This window comes from Cupriavidus sp. 30B13, from assembly GCF_049059565.2.
Taxonomy (GTDB): domain Bacteria; phylum Pseudomonadota; class Gammaproteobacteria; order Burkholderiales; family Burkholderiaceae; genus Cupriavidus.
Genome location: NZ_CP188224.1, coordinates 2,442,603 through 2,457,548 on the forward strand (window position 1 = coordinate 2,442,603; position 14,946 = coordinate 2,457,548).

The window sequence follows — 14,946 nt, forward strand, 5'->3', positions numbered from 1 at the left end:
CCGGCTAGACGGTCTTGAGCCGCGTCACCTTGGTGCCTTCCAGCGTGACGCCGGCCATCAGCCCGCTGTTGGTGAGGACGAATGCCGTGACCGGCGCGGTCGCCGTGTTGGTGTCGATATTGCCGTTCGCGCCCACCTTCAGCACCGCGACGGAGGCGTCGCCGCCCACCGCCCAGCCCTCGCTGTTCCTGAACCGTTCCAGGGAATCGGGCGTCATGAACAGGAAGACCAGCGCCTTCGACTGCGCGCCGATCTGCGGCCCGAACGACGCGGTCGCCGTGCTGTAGTAGCCGACGGTGCCGCCGCCGACCCGCAATGAGCCCTCCCCGTACTGGCCGCCGAACCAGAACCCGGCCGCGATCACCGAGGGAAATACCAGCACGCCGCGCGACTTGCCGACCAGCTCGCGCGAGCCGTTGGCAGTGCTGTAGAGGCGCGCGAGGGTCGAGTCGACGCCGGTGTCGATGGTGTGCCGGTCGGCCGCCTGGCCGCCGCGGGCACCGGGCCCGGTCGTCGTGCAACCCGGCAGGGTGATGCCGATTGCCGCCACCGAGCCGGTCGCAATCAGAATGAAATTTCGCCTGAGCATGTTGGTTCTCCAGTGTCCCTATGCATATCGAGCCTATGCCGGGGACCGCTGGAATGCGGTACGAAAGCGTACCGAAACGCAAGACAGGTTCACGGGCGATGGCCATGCGCAAAGCCAATGCCGGCGGCACCGCGCCGCATTGCGTGTCCGGTGCCGGACAGACGGGCGCGGGCATTGCGCATAAGAGTGGATACGCCATCGCGCCATCTGCCCTGCCAAGGGCCCGGCGAGACCAACGGACTACCACGGAGATCTTCCATGAAGCTCACTATTCGTTCATTCCGGCCGACGACCGCCTTCGTCGTGCCTTCCGTCGCGTTTCTCTCCATGCTTGCGCTGGCGGGTCCCGCCGGCGCGATCACGGCCACCGACGCCCACGGCTCCGCGCATGTCGTGAAGGTCGCCAGCCGGGACCGCATCGACACGCATATCAGCGACCTGCATGCCAGGCTCCAGATCACGCGTGCCCAGGAAGCCCAGTGGCAGAAGGTCTCGCAGGTCATGCGGGACAACGCGAGCAAGATGGATTCGCTGCGGCTGGCGCGCATCGACGGGGCCGGCAGCATGACGGCGGTCGGCGACCTGAAGTCCTACGGGGAAATCGCCGACGCGCATGCGGCCGGCATCCGGCAGCTCACGCCCGTGTTCCAGGAACTGTACGACAGCATGTCGGACGTGCAGAAGAAGAACGCCGACCTGATCTTCCAGGACCGGCAGCATGTGGCGCGAAAGAACTGAGCGCGGCGCCCGGGCGGCGCGCGCCGGCGCAAGCCATGGCGCGCGGCCCCGGGGCCGTTGTCCGAACCTTGTGCCAAGTCAGGAGAGCATTGTGAAAACCTCAGCAACGCAGTCCCGCCGGGTGCGCCCGGCTCGCCCGGCGATGGCGAAACTCGTCGCGGCGCTAGCCCTGGCCGCGGCAATCGGCGGCCTCGCGGCGGCTCCGGCCTTCGGCGCGGAAGGCCGCCATGCCGGGCCGCAGCGCGGCGGCCAGAACCATGGCTATCAGCACCCGGCAAACCATCAGGCATATCACGGCGGCGGCCCGCGCCGGGACTACCACCGCGGCTACGGCAACGGCTATGGCAACGACTATGGCTACGTCTACGCGCCGCCGCCCGTGGCCTATGTCCCGCAGCCGGCCCCCGGCGTCAGCCTGTTCTTTCCGCTGCGGTTCCGCTGAGCGGGCACGGAAGGGATAAACGAGGGCACGGCGCCCTGGCCGCCGCAGGCGTCATCGCCCCCGGTCGGTCACCAGCATCGGGTCGACCGAAGGCTGGAACTTGAGCGTGCGCAAGGCAAAGGTCGACCGCGTGGAGCGGATGCCCTTGATGCGGTAAAGCGTGCGCCGCAGGAAACCCTCGTAGTGGTCCGCGTCGATCACCGCGACCTTGACCAGGTAATCGTATTCGCCGGTCACCAGGTGGGCCTCCATCACCTCCGGCATTTCCGCCAGCGCCACGCCGAAGCGCTCGAGCGATTTCTCATCCGGATGGTCCAGCGTGATCTCGATGTAGAACACCTGCGGAATGCCCACATAGCGGGCATTGAGCACCGCCACGTAGCCGTCGATCGCCCCGGCCGCCTCGAGACGCTTGAGCCGGTTCCAGCAAGGCGAGGCCGAGAGACCGACCTCCTCGGCCAGCTCCGCGATGGTGAGCCGGCCATTGCGCCGCAGCGCGGCCAGTATGCGGCGGTCCGCGGCATCCAGCCGGCGTTCCTCGCTCCCGCCGGCCGGGCCGGGCTTCGCAGAATAGCTATTCTTTCTTTGCATGATAGTCAGAATGATTGTGCTGGCCTATAAGGTATCAGGCCTGAAGATCAGTCATTTAAATCTTGCAGGCCCTCGATAGAATCTCGCTGTCCATTCCTCCACCTATCGAGGCGCCCTCACCTTCCGGACCGGCCGGTCCGCGGCGGCTCCGCAACGCAGCCCGCAGCATGAAAAACGCATCATCCGGCGTCAAGCTTCTTTTCGCCCTGACCCCGCTCATGTTCGCCAGCAACATGCTCGCGGGCCGATGGATCAGCGGGACCGTCCCCGCGCTGACCTTGACGCTTTGCCGCTGGCTGATCGTGGCGCTGGTGCTGACGCCCTTCGTGCTCAGGCCGCTCAAGGCCAGCCTGCCCATCATGCGCGGGCGCATCCGCGACCTCGCCGTGCTGGCCTTTCTCGGCGGCACCGTCTGCATCTCGCTGCAATACTCCGCCGCCCGCTTTACGAGCGCGGGCCATATTGCGCTGGTCTTCGCCATGACGCCCATCCTCGTCACGCTGCTCGACCGGCTCATCTGGAAGACGGCGCTGCCGCCCGCCGTCATGCTCGGCGCCATGATCTCGTTCGCCGGCATCGGCATCGTGGTGTTCGAAGGCAGGATGTCCCGCGTGGCCGAATTCGAGGTCAACCTCGGCGACCTGCTGGCCTTCATCGGCGCCGTCGCCTGGGCGCTCTACACCTCCCTGCTGCGGCGGCGCAAGCTCCAGTTGCCGCCGCTGGTGCAACTGTGGACCACCGCGGCGGGCAGCGCATTCATGCTGATCCCGCTGGCGCCGCTCGAATGGTGGCTCCGTGGCGGCGCCCCGGTCATGACGGCCAGCGCCCTCGGCACCATACTCCTGATCGCGCTGGTTGCCGGCATCGGAGCGTACGCTGCGTATGGCAAGGTCGTCAGCGCACTTGGCCCGTCCCGCGGCAGCACGTCGATGTACCTCATTCCCGTGTACGCCTTCCTCGGCGGCGCCGCCCTGCTCGGAGAGCCGCTACATTGGTACCATCTCACTGCGTCCGCGCTGGTGTTCGGCGGGGTGGCGTTTGCCACCGTGCCGCTCCGGTTCGGGACAGCGAACCCCCGGATCAAGACAATGGCATCGTGACCGTGATCCTGTTCAATCAAATGGAGAGCTGAATGACAAACGCAGAGACCCCCGCCATCGACTGGGACCGGCTGGGGTTCGACTACATCAAGACCGACCTCCGGTACCGGGCCCACTGGAGAAACGGCGCCTGGCACGAAGAAGGGCTGGTCGCGGACAACACCCTCCATATCAGCGAAGGCTCGACCGCGCTGCACTACGGGCAGCAGTGCTTCGAAGGCCTGAAGGCCTACCGCACCGAAGACGGCTCGATCAACCTGTTCCGCCCCGACCAGAACGCCCTGCGCATGCAGCGCAGCTGCGACCGCCTGCTCATGCCGAACGTGCCGACCGAGATGTTCATCAAGGCCTGCCAGGCAGTGGTGGCGGCCAACGCCCGCTTCATCCCGCCCTACGGCACCGGCGGCGCGCTCTACCTGCGCCCGTTCGTGATCGGCGTGGGCGACGGCATCGGCGTGCGCACGGCGCCCGAATTCATCTTCTCCATTTTCTGCGTGCCGGTCGGCCCTTACTACAGAGACGGCCTGAAAGCACAGATCTTCTCCGTGTCCGACTACGACCGCGCCGCCCCCAACGGCACCGGCGCCGCCAAGGTAGGCGGCAACTACGCGGCCAGCCTGCTGCCCGGCACGCAAGCCAAGCAGGCCGGCTTCGCCGACTGCATCTACCTCGATCCCCGCACGCGCACCCGCATCGAGGAAGTCGGAACGGCGAACTTCTTCGCCATCACGAAGGACGGCCGCTTCGTCACGCCCCACTCGGCATCGATTCTCCCCGGCATCACGCGGCTCTCGCTGCTGCACCTGGCGCAGGCCTACATCGGCATGCCCGCGGTCGAAACCGACGTGTTCATCGACCGGCTGGACGAACTGCAAGAAGCCGGAGCATGCGGGACCGCCGCGGTGATCACGCCCATCCGGGCGATCTCGCATGGGGAAAAGGTCCATGTCTTCCAGGAAGGGAACGAGGCGGGGCCGGTGACGCAACGGCTTTTCGATACATTGACGGGAATCCAGACCGGGCGGGTCGAAGCACCGGAGGGATGGATCGTCAAGGTTTGAGGGGACGGATTTTCTTGTTCGGGCTGCAGGGAGGGGGGCCTGGCGGCTCGGGCTTGATTGGTTTGTTTGGCCCTTATGAGAGTATGCTTGAGTCCGTGGGCCTAACGGCCCGAGCTTGATAGCCCATTCGCACACATGTAAGTGTCACTTTTCTTTTCTCGAAAAGAAAAGTAACCAAAAGAAAGCGATTCTTGCAGAAGGCTGGGCGCTCAGACTTTAAATCTGATGGTGGTTTCGTGGTGGGCGCGTTGGCTTCGGCTGGACTGCTGACGCTACCGGCGCTGACCATAGCGACATCCCGGGTGGTGTCCGATTCATGGTGGCGCTGCATGATGGCGGTAGCCCAGGTGGTCCAAGCTGCTGCCGCAACCGGAGCGGGCCGACACGTTATAGGGCCGGCACTGGTTTCGTGGTGGGCGCGGTGGCCCCGGCTTGAACGTAGCCCCATACACCCGCGCCCCGGTCCACGACGCCCACCACGAAAACACGAGGGTGCTACGTCGTGGCCGCCAAAACCGGTAACGGCAGATGGCAGAACAAGCAGTGCACCCGCCATCATAGGTCTCACCCCGAAACCCATATCGCGAGCAAGATCGTGGTGGGTCGAACCGGTACCGGCAGGATGCCAGCAGAACCGCAGTCCCCACCACGAAACCCCCAACAATCAGCAATCCCAACGTTTCTGCCCCTGCCGGCCAGGCAGTCCGCTTTCTTTGCCTACTTTCTTTTCGGAAAAAAGAAAGTAGGTCGCTCCGGGGGAGCGAAAGCCTTTGACTTTGAATTTGAATTTGACTTTTATTTAAAATAAAAACAATAATTTAAAATAAAAAATCAGCGACCATCAAACCGAGCCGCCAACCTCTTCCGCCGAAAAAAATCCACCACATACTCCACAAACACCCTCGTCTTAGGCGGCAACAACGTCTTGTTCGAATAATAAAGCGACACCCCCCCATGCTCCGCGTACCACCCCGGCAGCAACCGCACCAGCGCCCCGCTCTCCAGCCAGCGCGCGGCATGCTGCATCGGCAGCATGGCCACGCCCAGCCCCAACATGGCGGCATGTGCCATGGCCTCGGGGTCGTCGAAGATGACGCGTGTGCGTCCGCTGACCGGCGCTTCCTCGCCGACCTGGTTGCGCAGGGTCCAGGCCCGCACGCGGCCGGTGGCGATCGAGCGGCGCTCGATGGCGTCGAGGCTGGCGAGGTCGGCCGGGTGCGCGGGCATGGCGCGCGTGGCCATGTAGGCCGGCGATGCCGCCACGACCATATAGGTGGTCGCCAGCTCGCGCGCCACCAAGCCTTCGGTTAGCTCGATGCCGCCGCCGATGGCCGCATCGAAGCCGCCGCCGATCAGGTCCACCGGGCGGTTGTCGAAATGCCAGTCGGGCACGATGGCGGGATAGCGCGCCAGGAACTCCCCCAGCATGGGCACCAGGTATTCGGTGCCGAACGCCACCGCCACGCTGACCTTGAGCACGCCGGCGGGCTTGCCGTCGTCCTGCGAGACGTTGGCGAAGGCATCGCGCAGTGCGCCGTAGGGGTGGCTCACCTGGTGCAGGAACTGCTCGCCGCCGGCGGTCAGCGTCAGGTTGCGCGTGCTGCGCTGGAACAGCCGCAGGCCCAGGCTGGCCTCCAGCCGCGCCACGTTCTTGCTGACGGCGGCGGGCGTCACGCCGAGCCGGCGCGCGGCGGCGGAGAAACTGCCGGTCTCGGCACTCTGGATAAACGATTCGAGCAGATTGAGGGCTTCCATGACGCCAGCTTATACCCATGGTTGAAGCAGATGATCCAGATTACGGTCTAGCGGAGCGGGTGTCCAGTGACCATACTTCGCTCACACCCAATCACCCAGGAACCCAATCATGTCTGCTTCCCTCTCCGGCAAGGTCGCCTTCGTCACCGGCGGCGCACGCGGCATCGGCGCGGCGGTCGTGCGCCGGCTGGCGCGCGACGGCGCCACCGTGGCCTTCACGTATCACAGCTCCGCGGCCGGCGCCGGCGAACTGGTCGCCGCCGTCGAAGCCGCTGGCGGCCGCGCCATCGCGGTGCAGGCCGACGTGGCCGACCCCGCCTCGCTCAACGGCGCCATCAACGATGTGGCGCACCGGCTGGGCAAGATCGACATCCTCGTGAACAATGCCGGCGTGCTGCGGATGGGGCCGGTGGAGAGCTTCTCGCTGGAAGACTTCGACGAGACGCTCAACGTGAACGTGCGCGCGGTGTTCGTCGCCGCCAAGGCCGTGCTGCCGCACATGGGCAACGGCGGGCGCATCATCAATATCGGCAGCTGCAACGCCGAGCGCATGCCGTTCGCCGGCGGCAGCGCCTACGCCATGAGCAAGTCCGCGTTGCGCGGCCTGGTGCAGGGCATGGCACGCGACCTCGGCCCGCGCGGCATCACGGTCAACAACGTGCAGCCCGGCCCGACCAACACCGACATGAACCCGGAAACCGGCGACTTCGCCGACACCATGCACGGCCTGATGGCGCTGCAGCGCCATGCCAGCGCCGACGAGATCGCCGGCATGGTGGCCTATGTGGCGAGCCCGGAGGCGGGCTTCGTGACCGGCGCCGGCCTGACCATCGACGGCGGCTTCAACGCCTGACCGGCCGGACCGCCTGGCCTGCCGGGCCGCGCGCGATGCGCGGCCCGGCTCGCCGGCGAAATACATCGGAGAAATACATGAGCGAGACCACCGCCTTTATCGTCCACCTGCCGGGCAAGCCCGAGCATCGCGAGGAAATCGAGGAAAAACTGCGCCACGTGCTCGACCAGATGTCCCGCGAGCCGGACTTCATCAACACATACCTGCACCGCTCGGTGGAAGACCCGGACACGCTGGTGCTCTACGAGACCTGGGCCTGCAGCGAAGCCTATTTCAAGTCGTATCACCTGAGCCGGCCTTACCGCCAGGCCTATGAAGCGGCCCTGCCCGGCCTGCTGAAGGCCGCGCGGACGCTGGAGTTCCTGGCGCCGGTGCGCAGCTACGTCCGCGCGGGCAAGTGACGCACGCAAGGTGAGCACGAGATAGCCGGCATCACTTGCCGCGCCCGCGGTCGCCGCCGAACGAATCGACGATGATCATCGTGCGGTCCAGCACGCCTTTGTCGTCGAAATAAGCGCTGAAGTGCGCCGGCTGGTAGCCAGCGGCATAGAGCCGGTACGACCATGCCTCGCGCTTCATGAGCGGGTAATACTGCACCGGCTCGCGCGGCAGCCCGAAGCGCTCGGCCACGTCTTGCTTGGTCCAGACGCCCGGCCTAGCCTTGTAGATTTCCGTCTCGGTCAGCATCTGGCGGAACTGGGTCAGCTTTCCGCTGGCGTCGAAATCCGCGGCATAGACCTCATGGCCGAGCGGCTGCTTGGAGTAGATCCAGCGGGTGGTGCCGCCGGCAAGCCGGTAAGTCTCCGTCGGCGCGCCGAAGGCCTGGCGCACGGTGCTTTCCGAGCCGCCGATCATTGTCTGCGCGGTCTGGACAGGCTCCAGCGACGCGCAGGCAGACAGCGCGAGCGCGGCCGCCAGCGCGGCCATCCATCCGTGTAAGCGATATTGCATGACTATTCTCCAGTGCCGACAGCGGTACTTGCCGACAGCCTGGGTCCGTTACATGCATAGTGCACGCCGCTGCCGCTCCAGGCATGCTTGGTAAACGCGGCAGCCAGGGGAAATATTCCATCGGGAACCGGGCGGTTCCACCCAGCCCTCGCAACCCGCCCAAACCCCGGCCCCTCAGGATCTAGATCTGCACGGCAACGACCTTCCCGGACCAATGGCCCGATTTCCGGGCCGCGATGACAAGGCTGTCCCCGACGCCCGGGGCAGCGACCACCAAGCGGCCGTCGGCGGCCCAGAACGCGCTGCGCCCGGCCGATGCCCAGCCGCCGGTTTCCCCGCCGTGATTTGCCATCAGCACGGCCATGCCGTGCCTGCGGGCATGGCCGCCAAGCAATTGCGAGTCCGCCGCGTATCCCTTCTCGCCGATCAGGACACCGGCGGCATAGATGCCGGCGCCCGATTGCGCTGCCCGCGCGGCGTGGCCGGGTTGCGAAAAATCGGCGCAGACGGCCAGTGCGATGCCGGTGCCGCCGACCGTCACCGGTTCGCCGCCGTCGCCGGCGCTGAACACGGTGTCTTCGCCCGGGTGCAGGTGCTGTTTCGTATAGACCGCGATCCCGCCGGCGCTTCCCAGCACGATGGCGCCGATGAATACCTTGCCGCCATCCGCCGCGCATACCGGCGCGCCGGCCACGGCCGTCATGCCTGAGCGCTTCGCCTGCTCGCGCAGGGCAAGCAACCTGTCGTCGTCCACCCGCATGGCGAGTTCACGCCCGCGGCCGATCTCATAGCCGGTCAACGACAGTTCGGGAAATACCATAAACCGGACGCCGAGACCGGCCGCCACCTGCATCAAGCGCAGGTGCCGCGCGACGTTGGCTTTCACATCCCCGGCGACCGAGATCGATTGCGCGGCGGCGACGGTCAGGTCTGGCATGGCAGGATCGGCAATGAGCAAGAGAGAAGGAGAGAAAAAGAGAAAGAGAGGGCGCGCGCGCCGCCTGTATTCCAGCACGATGCTCCCGTGGACATCAAGGCGGCGGCGCGTATTGCATCTCGCCGTTGCCGAATGACCAGTCGACCCGGTTCACGTCGACCAGGCTGATCCAGACATCCTCTTTCCGGATGCCGGTCCTGGCATGGATGCCATCGGCCACCGCGCGATAGAAGCCCTGCTTGACCTCGATGGTGCGGCCGGCGTTCCAGGTCACCTGGATAAAGACGATCGATTTCGTGTACGTGACGCCCAGATAGCCCTGCCTGGGATAGATCAGTTCGTCGTCGGCGTGGCGGGACACGATCTGGAAGCGGTCGTCCGCGGGGACACTGGCCACGCTGACCATGGCGTCGTAGATCACGTCCCCGATGGCCTGCACCACCTCGGCGGAATGTGTGTTCGACAGATCGATTCTGACGATGGGCATGGCAACCTCCTGCTTCAGGGAATGGGGCAAGCGTGAATGGCGCAAGCGCGGATCGCGGCGCCGGCGGGGAGCGCGACGGCCGTGGTTGCCCACACCGCGCCCGCGCCGCTCATCCCGCCGCTCATCGCCCCGCCCGGCGCGCCGCGACCTGTCCCAGCACCGCCAGGTCCATGTTGCCTTCGGCGTGGGCCGCCGCGTCGATCAGGCTGTCCCGGACCACGCTGCCCACCGGCAACGGCACGGACACCGCATCGCCTGCGGCGAGCGCCAGGCGCAGGTCCTTGAGCCCGAGCGCCGCCTTGAAGCCGGCAGGTTCGTAGCGGCCACCGGCGATCAGCGCGCCATAGCCCTGATAGACCGGCCCGGGGAAAATGCTGCCCGTGATCAGTTCGAGAAGCTGGGCCGGCGCGATGCCGTAGGCGCCGGTCAGCACGCTGGCTTCGGCCAGCGTCTCGACGGCCGAAGCCAGCATGAAATTCACGGCCAGCTTCACCACGTTGGCCTTTGGCGCATCCTCGCCGAACTCCCAGGTCTTCTGCCCGATCCGCGCGAACAGCGGCTTGAGCGCCTGCACGGCATCGGCCGGGCCGGCCGCGAGAATGTTGAGCCTTGCCGCGGCCGCGGCGTCCGGCCGGCCCATGACGGGCGCCGCCACGTAGGCGATGCCGCGCGCACCGCAGCGCTGCGCCAGTTCGGTGGCAAAGGCGACCGACACGGTCGCCATGTTGACCAGGATCAGCGGCGCCTCCAGTTGCTCGAACAGGCCGCTTTCAAGCAGGATCTCGCGCAGTGCCTGGTCGTCGGCCAGCATGGTGAACACCACGTCCGCGCCGAAGGCCTCGGCGGGCGTGCCGGCGCCCCTGGCGCCGAGTGCGGCCAGTTCCTGCACCGGCGCGGCCGAGCGATTCCAGACCAGCACCTCATCGTCGGCGCCCTTGAGCAGGTTCGCCGCGATGGCGCGCCCCATGCTTCCCAGTCCAATAAATCCAATCTTCATCGACGGCTCCCTGAAATCGCCCGGCATGCATTGCCCCGGTGGCACCGGCCACCGGGCCGGGGCTCCATGCTAATCCATCGCACGCGGTTTTTCAGGACCGCCGCGGACCCGGGGCGAGGATGCCTAGCTCCACCCCAGCGTGAACGGCAGCAGCAAGGCGTTCACGATGAGCAAGCCATAGAAGATCGCCATCGCCGCGGAGACGGCCGGGCGCCGCGCGGGTCCGGCCGGGCCGGGCCGGCCGCGCCTGCGCCGCCATAGCCAGGCGGTGCCCATGCCGACGGTGGCGAAGCCGGTCAGCAGGGCCGGCAAGACCACGGTGCCCGCGGCCGGCCCGGGCTCGGCCGGCGCGGTTGTGGTCTGTGCCGGCGCAGTGCCAGCCGCGCCGGTTGCATCGGTTGCGCCGGTCGCGGACAGCGCGGGCTCGGCCGGTGGCGGGCTCTCCTGCATGGCAGCCGACCGGGCCGGCGGCGCCCGCTCTGCTACCGGCGCCGCCGGGGCCACGGGCGCGGGCTTGGGCGCGGCGGCTGCGGCGGTGGCCTGTGCCGGCTTGAAGCGGCCCGCATCGCGCCAGCGCCACCATTCGTGGTACAGGCTTTCCAGGCAGGCCGTGGAGTCGCACGCATCCCGCTTGCTGCGCCAGGCATTGACATCGGTCTCGCCGATGGCGCCCGCGCGCAGCAGCTTCTGCTGTTCGGCGTAGATGCGCTCGTAGCGGCCCGCGAGCTGCGCGTTGCCGCACAGCAGGTTCTGGTTGCGCGCGCGCTCGGTCACGAGCGAGCATCGCATCCCGTTGCCGTTCGGATCCTCGCAGCGGATCGACCCCGCGCCCGGCGCTGACTGACAGTCGATGTCGGATGCCCGCGCCCCATGGAAGGCGCACACACCCAAGGCAACGAGCACGGCCAGGCGTCCTATGACCCTGTTCATCGCTGGTCCCCATGAAAGCGGCCACATGGCCCAGGGATTCAACGTAGTCGATGGCCGCGGGGGTCCGCAAGGGCGCGCCGGGCAACGCGCGCGGCAGTGCACTTTGCGCGCGGCCGCGTGTGCGCCGGCGGCCACCGTCCCCGGGCATCGGCGAAGCCGCGATCACACCCGCGCGGGCGCGGCGCCGCCACGCCGGGGATCGCCGCAGATGGACGAAGACAGACATCGCCCGGCAGGCGTCACTCAGGCTGGATGCCGGCGTCGGTGATGATCTTCGACCAGCGGTTGAGCTCGCCTTCGAAGAACTTCTTGTGCCCGGCCGGAGACAGGCGCTCGTCGCTGACCACCGTGACGCCGAGCGCTTCTTCGCGCTGGATGAGCGCGGTGTCCTTGAGGGCGGCCCTGAGCGCGGTGTTGATCCTGGCCAGTACCGCGGGCGGCGTGCCGCGCGGCGCGTAGAGGCCGTGCCACACCGTGAAGTCGAAGCCTTGCATGCCGCCCTCGCCCAGCGTAGGGATATTCGCCAGCGCCGGCACCCGCGAGCGCTGCGCGCTGGTCACGCCGTAGGCCTTCACCTTCCTGGCCTCGATCTGCGGCGTGCTGTTGGTGGCCTGCTCGCACATCAGGTCGACCTGCCCGCCCATGATGTCGGTCATGGCCGGCGCGGTGCCCTTGTAGGGCACCAGGGTCATATTGCTCTTGAGCGCGTTTTGCAGCACGAGGCCGCACAGATGGGAGGCCGAGCCCACCCCGGCATTGGCGAGATTCAGCTTGCCGCCATTGTCGGCAATGAACTTGCGCAGCTCGGGCAGCGCGTTGGGCGGCAGGTCCGGGCGGCCGATCAGGGTCGAAGGCGCTTCGTTGATCAGGCCCAGGAACTCCAGGTCGCTGGTCTTGTAGCCGAGCTTCTTGTAGAGCGACGGCGCGGTGGCCAGCCCGATGTGATGGACCAGCAGCGTGTATCCGTCCGGGTTGGCGCGCGCCACGCGCGCGGTGCCGATGGTTCCGCCGGCGCCGGCGGTATTCTCGACCACGACGGTCTGCCCGAGAGGCTTGCGCAATGCCTCGGCGACATCGCGCGCGATCTTGTCGCTCGGGCCGCCGGCCACGAACGGGACAACCAGGGTGACAGGCTTGTCGGGGTACTCGGCATGCGCGGCGCCCGCAGCGGCAAACGCACCGCCGGCAAGGCAGAAGGTGACGACATAAGACGCAGCTTGCTTGTTCAACATGGTTGTCTCCGTTGTGTTTTTTTTGGCCTGGCTATGCTGCTCAGGCTACCGGTGGCCGCTCAGGCCCGCTCAGGCCGATAGTGCCTGCATCACGCCGTAGAGGTCCGACTTTCCTTCGAAGCCGATGCCGGGCAGGTCCGGCATGGTGAGATAGCCGTTCTCGACCTTGACGCCGTCGGGAAAGCCGCCGAACGGCTGGAACAGGTCGGGGTAGCTTTCGTTGCCGCCCAGGCCGAGGCCCGCCGCGATGTTCAGCGACATCTGGTGGCCGCCGTGCGGAATGCAGCGGCTGGCCGACCAGCCATGCTGCCTGAGCATGTCCAGCGTCCGCAGGTACTCCACCAGGCCATAGCTGAGCGCGCAGTCGAACTGGAGGTAGTCGCGGTCCGGGCGCATGCCGCCGTAGCGGATCAGGTTGCGCGCGTCCTGCATCGAGAACAGGTCCTCGCCGGTCGCCATCGGGTTGGGATAGTAGTTGCGCAAGGTCGCCTGCAGCTCGAAGTCCAGCGGATCGCCCGGCTCCTCGTACCAGAACAGATCGTACTGCGAGAGCGCCTTGGCGTACCGGATCGCGGTGTCGAGGTCGAAGCGGCCGTTGGCGTCCACCGCCAGTTTCTGCCCGTCCTGCAGCACGCTCAGGACCGAATCGATGCGGCGCAGGTCCTCGTCGAGCGAGGCGCCGCCGATCTTCTTCTTGACGACCGTATAGCCGCGGTCGATGTAGCTGCGCATCTCGTCCTTGAGCTTGCCGTGGTCCTGGCCGGGATAGTAGTAGCCGCCGGCCGCGTACACGAACACCTTGCGGTCGGGCGTGCCGTTGCCGTAGCGGTCCGCCAGCAACTGGAAGAGCGGCTTGCCCTCGATCTTTGCCACGGCATCCCACACCGCCATGTCGATGGTGCCGATGGCCACGGAGCGCTCGCCGTGGCCGCCCGGCTTCTCGTTCTTGAACATGGTGTCCCAGATCTTGTGGGGATCGAGGTTGTCGCCGCCGGCATCGAGCAGCGATGCGGGGTCGGCTTCCATCACGCGCGGGATGAACCGCTCGCGCATCAGCTTGCCCTGGCCATAGCGGCCGTTCGAATTGAAGCCGTAGCCGACCACCGGCTTGCCGTCGCGGATCACGTCGGTGATCACGGCAACCAGGCTCAGCGTCATCTTGCTGAAGTCGATATAGGCATTGCGGATGGGCGAACTGATCGGGAAGGTCTTCTCCCGGATGTCTACGATTCTCATGAGGTGTCTCCTGATGCACCGGCGCGGACGATGCGTTGGGTGCGGAATCGATAGCTTAGTAGCCGGGAACTCAACTAGAATTGAATCAAATTCACTTCATTATTTACTTTGAGTGAAAGCCGACCTTGCCTCCGAGCTGGAGTTCTTCATGCTTCTGGCCCGCCACGGCAGCCTCTCGGCCGCGGCGCGCGAACTCGACCTGACGCCGCCGGCAGCGACCAAGCGGCTGGCGCTGATGGAAAGCCGCCTGGGCGTGCGCCTGGTCAACCGCACCACGCGCAGCGTCAGCCTGACCAACGAAGGCGAAACCTACCTGGCCTATGCCACCAGGATCCTGGCCGACCTGCGCGAAATGGAAGACGCGGTCTCGCGCAGCGGCGCCGAGCCGCGCGGGCTGCTGCGCATCAATGCCACGCTGGGCTTCGGCCGCACCACCATCGCGCCGCTGGTCTCGGACTTCGCCCGGCGCTATCCCGGCGTCGAAGTGCGGCTGGAAGTCACCGACCGGCCGGTCGACCTGGTCGAGAGCGGGTTCGACCTCGCGATCCGCTTCGGCTCGCTGCCCGACAACCGCCTGAACGCCCGGCGCGTCATGTCGAACCGCCGCTTCCTGTGCGCCTCCCCCGCCTACCTCGAGAAAGCCGGCACGCCGACCACGCTCGCCGAGCTGGCGGAGCATCGCTGCATCATCCACACCCAGAACGACGACGCCCACGGCATCTGGCGCTTCGCCCACCAGGGGCATAGCGAGATCGTGAAAGTGGCCGGCGCGCTGTCGAGCAACGATGGCGACATCGTGCTCGGCTGGGCGCTCGACGGCCACGGCATCCTGATCCGCTCCGAATGGGATCTGGCGAAGTACCTGGAAAGCGGCAGGCTGCGCGTGGTATTGCCCGACTTCACGCTGCCTTCGGCCGATCTCTTCGTCTACTACCCGCAGCGCCGCAACCAGACGGCGCGCGCGCGCGCGTTCATCGATTTCCTGGTGGAGAAATTCCACAAGCCCGCGACGGCAGCCGCTGCCGGCAAGCAGCGCGCATAGCGCCC

General features: G+C 66.9%; 17 protein-coding genes. 7 read left to right on the forward strand and 10 right to left on the reverse strand.

What is annotated here, in order from left to right:
- Positions 1–4 precede the first annotated feature (4 nt).
- Complete coding sequence (locus ACKI2N_RS29960; RefSeq protein ID WP_420992431.1) at positions 5–589, reverse strand: BPSL1445 family SYLF domain-containing lipoprotein; 585 nt, start codon at positions 587–589, stop codon at positions 5–7.
- 258 nt (positions 590–847) lie between these two features.
- Here ACKI2N_RS29960 and ACKI2N_RS29965 point away from each other — a divergent pair, with 258 nt between their 5' ends.
- Together ACKI2N_RS29965 and ACKI2N_RS29970 are read left to right on the forward strand one after the other, a co-directional pair.
- On the forward strand, positions 848–1,327 hold the full coding sequence (locus tag ACKI2N_RS29965) for a Spy/CpxP family protein refolding chaperone (RefSeq protein ID WP_420992430.1): 480 nt from the start codon (positions 848–850) through the stop codon (positions 1,325–1,327).
- 91 nt (positions 1,328–1,418) lie between these two features.
- Positions 1,419–1,769, forward strand: a complete 351-nt coding sequence (locus tag ACKI2N_RS29970) for a hypothetical protein (protein ID WP_426990866.1) — start codon at positions 1,419–1,421, stop codon at positions 1,767–1,769.
- A 51-nt stretch (positions 1,770–1,820) separates the two neighbouring features.
- On the opposite strand, the gene ACKI2N_RS29975 is transcribed toward ACKI2N_RS29970, so the two are convergent.
- On the reverse strand, positions 1,821–2,360 hold the full coding sequence (locus ACKI2N_RS29975; protein ID WP_420992428.1) for an Lrp/AsnC family transcriptional regulator: 540 nt from the start codon (positions 2,358–2,360) through the stop codon (positions 1,821–1,823).
- 218 nt (positions 2,361–2,578) lie between these two features.
- Here ACKI2N_RS29975 and ACKI2N_RS29980 point away from each other — a divergent pair, with 218 nt between their 5' ends.
- Positions 2,579–3,460: a DMT family transporter gene (locus ACKI2N_RS29980; protein WP_426990867.1), complete on the forward strand. Its 882-nt coding sequence runs from the start codon at positions 2,579–2,581 to the stop codon at positions 3,458–3,460.
- 32 nt (positions 3,461–3,492) lie between these two features.
- Positions 3,493–4,521, forward strand: coding sequence for a branched-chain amino acid aminotransferase (locus ACKI2N_RS29985; protein ID WP_420992426.1), 1,029 nt, complete (start codon positions 3,493–3,495; stop codon positions 4,519–4,521).
- Positions 4,522–5,352: 831 nt separating this feature from the next.
- Here the strand turns inward: ACKI2N_RS29985 and ACKI2N_RS29990 are convergent.
- Positions 5,353–6,276, reverse strand: a complete 924-nt coding sequence (locus ACKI2N_RS29990) for a LysR family transcriptional regulator (protein WP_420992425.1) — start codon at positions 6,274–6,276, stop codon at positions 5,353–5,355.
- A 109-nt stretch (positions 6,277–6,385) separates the two neighbouring features.
- Here ACKI2N_RS29990 and ACKI2N_RS29995 point away from each other — a divergent pair, with 109 nt between their 5' ends.
- Positions 6,386–7,129 (forward strand): SDR family oxidoreductase, encoded by a 744-nt coding sequence (locus ACKI2N_RS29995; protein ID WP_420992424.1) that lies wholly within the window; start codon positions 6,386–6,388, stop codon positions 7,127–7,129.
- Between the two features lie 77 nt (positions 7,130–7,206).
- Complete coding sequence (locus ACKI2N_RS30000; RefSeq protein WP_420992423.1) at positions 7,207–7,530, forward strand: putative quinol monooxygenase; 324 nt, start codon at positions 7,207–7,209, stop codon at positions 7,528–7,530.
- Positions 7,531–7,561: 31 nt separating this feature from the next.
- Here ACKI2N_RS30000 and ACKI2N_RS30005 read toward each other — a convergent pair whose 3' ends face one another.
- From ACKI2N_RS30005 to ACKI2N_RS30035, 7 genes are all read right to left on the reverse strand, one after another.
- Positions 7,562–8,080: a hypothetical protein gene (locus tag ACKI2N_RS30005; protein WP_420992422.1), complete on the reverse strand. Its 519-nt coding sequence runs from the start codon at positions 8,078–8,080 to the stop codon at positions 7,562–7,564.
- Positions 8,081–8,261: 181 nt separating this feature from the next.
- The gene (locus ACKI2N_RS30010) at positions 8,262–9,017 is read right to left on the reverse strand and encodes a carbon-nitrogen hydrolase family protein (protein ID WP_420992421.1); all 756 of its coding nucleotides are present in this window, start codon (positions 9,015–9,017) and stop codon (positions 8,262–8,264) included.
- A gap of 94 nt (positions 9,018–9,111) precedes the next feature.
- Positions 9,112–9,504: a tautomerase family protein gene (locus ACKI2N_RS30015; protein ID WP_420992420.1), complete on the reverse strand. Its 393-nt coding sequence runs from the start codon at positions 9,502–9,504 to the stop codon at positions 9,112–9,114.
- Positions 9,505–9,625: 121 nt separating this feature from the next.
- Positions 9,626–10,501, reverse strand: a complete 876-nt coding sequence (locus ACKI2N_RS30020; protein WP_420992419.1) for an NAD(P)-dependent oxidoreductase — start codon at positions 10,499–10,501, stop codon at positions 9,626–9,628.
- Between the two features lie 123 nt (positions 10,502–10,624).
- The gene (locus ACKI2N_RS30025) at positions 10,625–11,404 is read right to left on the reverse strand and encodes a GntR family transcriptional regulator (RefSeq protein ID WP_420992418.1); all 780 of its coding nucleotides are present in this window, start codon (positions 11,402–11,404) and stop codon (positions 10,625–10,627) included.
- Between the two features lie 266 nt (positions 11,405–11,670).
- Complete coding sequence (locus ACKI2N_RS30030) at positions 11,671–12,663, reverse strand: tripartite tricarboxylate transporter substrate-binding protein (protein WP_420992417.1); 993 nt, start codon at positions 12,661–12,663, stop codon at positions 11,671–11,673.
- 69 nt (positions 12,664–12,732) lie between these two features.
- Entirely contained in the window at positions 12,733–13,899 is a 1,167-nt protein-coding gene (locus tag ACKI2N_RS30035) for a mandelate racemase/muconate lactonizing enzyme family protein (protein WP_420992416.1), read from the reverse strand.
- 112 nt (positions 13,900–14,011) lie between these two features.
- Between ACKI2N_RS30035 and ACKI2N_RS30040 the strand changes: the two genes are divergently transcribed.
- Positions 14,012–14,941 (forward strand): LysR substrate-binding domain-containing protein, encoded by a 930-nt coding sequence (locus ACKI2N_RS30040; RefSeq protein WP_420992415.1) that lies wholly within the window; start codon positions 14,012–14,014, stop codon positions 14,939–14,941.
- The last annotated feature ends 5 nt before the right edge of the window (positions 14,942–14,946 follow it).

What these genes read in the sequence shown, in the direction of transcription:
- ACKI2N_RS29995 (WP_420992424.1), top strand. Translation starts at nt 6,386, where the DNA reads ATGTCTGCTTCCCTCTCCGGCAAGGTCGCCTTCGTCACCGGCGGCGCA.
- ACKI2N_RS30030 (WP_420992417.1), bottom strand. Translation starts at nt 12,663, where the DNA reads ATGTTGAACAAGCAAGCTGCGTCTTATGTCGTCACCTTCTGCCTTGCC.
- ACKI2N_RS30000 (WP_420992423.1), top strand. Translation starts at nt 7,207, where the DNA reads ATGAGCGAGACCACCGCCTTTATCGTCCACCTGCCGGGCAAGCCCGAG.
- ACKI2N_RS30010 (WP_420992421.1), bottom strand. Translation starts at nt 9,017, where the DNA reads ATGCCAGACCTGACCGTCGCCGCCGCGCAATCGATCTCGGTCGCCGGG.
- ACKI2N_RS29985 (WP_420992426.1), top strand. Translation starts at nt 3,493, where the DNA reads ATGACAAACGCAGAGACCCCCGCCATCGACTGGGACCGGCTGGGGTTC.
- ACKI2N_RS30015 (WP_420992420.1), bottom strand. Translation starts at nt 9,504, where the DNA reads ATGCCCATCGTCAGAATCGATCTGTCGAACACACATTCCGCCGAGGTG.
- ACKI2N_RS30005 (WP_420992422.1), bottom strand. Translation starts at nt 8,080, where the DNA reads ATGCAATATCGCTTACACGGATGGATGGCCGCGCTGGCGGCCGCGCTC.
- ACKI2N_RS30020 (WP_420992419.1), bottom strand. Translation starts at nt 10,501, where the DNA reads ATGAAGATTGGATTTATTGGACTGGGAAGCATGGGGCGCGCCATCGCG.
- ACKI2N_RS29990 (WP_420992425.1), bottom strand. Translation starts at nt 6,276, where the DNA reads ATGGAAGCCCTCAATCTGCTCGAATCGTTTATCCAGAGTGCCGAGACC.
- ACKI2N_RS29980 (WP_426990867.1), top strand. Translation starts at nt 2,579, where the DNA reads ATGTTCGCCAGCAACATGCTCGCGGGCCGATGGATCAGCGGGACCGTC.
- ACKI2N_RS30035 (WP_420992416.1), bottom strand. Translation starts at nt 13,899, where the DNA reads ATGAGAATCGTAGACATCCGGGAGAAGACCTTCCCGATCAGTTCGCCC.
- ACKI2N_RS29975 (WP_420992428.1), bottom strand. Translation starts at nt 2,360, where the DNA reads ATGCAAAGAAAGAATAGCTATTCTGCGAAGCCCGGCCCGGCCGGCGGG.
- ACKI2N_RS29960 (WP_420992431.1), bottom strand. Translation starts at nt 589, where the DNA reads ATGCTCAGGCGAAATTTCATTCTGATTGCGACCGGCTCGGTGGCGGCA.
- ACKI2N_RS29965 (WP_420992430.1), top strand. Translation starts at nt 848, where the DNA reads ATGAAGCTCACTATTCGTTCATTCCGGCCGACGACCGCCTTCGTCGTG.